Origin of the sequence: Gordonia sp. AC31 (assembly GCF_031844505.1) — a bacterium.
GTDB lineage: Bacteria > Actinomycetota > Actinomycetes > Mycobacteriales > Mycobacteriaceae > Gordonia > Gordonia hongkongensis.
This window is the reverse complement of sequence record NZ_JAUZVK010000073.1, coordinates 1-1,514: the sequence shown is the minus strand read 5'-3', so window position 1 is coordinate 1,514 and position 1,514 is coordinate 1. Positions and strand designations below refer to the sequence as shown.

Annotated in this window: 1 protein-coding gene; it reads right to left on the bottom strand. The window is 65.1% G+C overall.

Annotated features, from left to right (window positions below; translation table 11 throughout):
- Positions 1-312 precede the first annotated feature (312 nt).
- Entirely contained in the window at positions 313-1,398 is a 1,086-nt protein-coding gene (locus Q9R39_RS24605; protein ID WP_091344265.1) for an IS110 family transposase, read from the bottom strand.
- Between the last annotated feature and the right edge of the window lie 116 nt (positions 1,399-1,514).

Below are 1,514 nucleotides of genomic sequence, written 5' to 3'. Positions count from 1 at the left end.
CTGATATGTAGTGCTGCTCTGTCAAGTCCCATGGCGAAATTGCCTCCTTCTCAGGGGCTGTTGTGGGGTTGGCCACCCGCCGCGGTGTGTGGTGGTCGTTACTCGCGACGGTGTTGTCGGACTGATATACGCGGGTTGGTTACCGCTCAACGGTGTTCGACAGGAGATGAAAACGCTGGCCGACGGGTCTATGTAAACGTGCGTACCGTGCACCCAAAAGTGCTGGCGCACATAGCGACGCCGTGGATTCGTTCCCTGTTCACCACAGCGGGAGTCCCGCGACGGGTGGCCAAGATTGTGGGTCAGTGCTGGTTAGTCGTCGAGCACCGCCAGCGACCAGCACCAGCCGGCGAGCTCACGAGCGATCGCGGTGTTGGCCACGCAGGGATGTTTGCTGCGGCGGTCGAATTGTTGCCAGCGCTTGTGTAGCCGACGATTGCCGGCATGGCCACGGGCGCGGGCAGCCGGTGAGGCCGCCTCCCACCGGCGGCGCATGGTCTGTCCGGGTGTGGCGTAGGGGCGTCGGTGTTGCCAGGCCGCCTCGACCAGTAGCCGCCGCACGTGGGCGTTACCGGCCTTGGTGATCGATCCCTGACTGCGGGTCCCGCCGGTCGAGTATTCCGAGGGCACCAATCCTGCGTAGGAGCCGATCGTGGCGCCGCTAAACCGTGACCAGTCGCCGATCTCGACCGCCAGAGCGAACGCGGTCAGCGTCGACACACCCCGCAAACACGACAGCCGGGTGACCACCGCCTGCCACGGATCGGTGGCCGCGGTCTGTTCGATCAGCTCATCGAGGCGGTCACGGCGGGCGGTCACGCTCAACACCGCGTCCAGGTCGTTGTCGAAGGCGGCTTGCAGCAGCGGCAGCTCGAAACGTTGACGCTGCAGCCACCGCTGATGAACACCGGTCCAGGGTTTCCCGCCGGAGTAGACGATCCCCTGTCGCAGAAGCAGTTTGGACAATCGATGCCGAGCGCGCATCAGGTCGCTGCGGGCGTCCTCGCGGGCGCGGACCAGATCCCGTGCGGCTTCGGTGCCCACCTCAGGAACACTGACCGCCACCACTTCGCCCAGGCGCAGCAACTTCGCCAAGTGTGCAGCGTCTCGGGCATCGGTCTTGACGCGGTCCCCGGCTGGCCGCTGCAGCTTCGAGGGCGCGGCAACCACACACCCCATCCCGGCCGCCGTGATCGCCCGCGCCAATCCGAAGCCGGTCGGACCGGCCTCATAGGCCACCCGCACCGGCGGGGCCAGGCCTTGTAGCCAGCTGACGATGGTCGCCGCATCGGGGACCAAGGTCTGCCGAATCACCTGCCCGGTGTCTTCATCGATGGCATGAGCGACCACCGAGCGTGCGTGAACATCCAATCCGACACTTGTACCCTGAACAATCACCGGAGGCCTCCTGATCTGCAATGTGGTGCTACCGCAGAGTGTGAACTCAGCAGCAGCAACCCACGATGTGTTTGCAGCTTGAGGCCTTCGGCCCCAAGGCCCTCATACCGTCTATC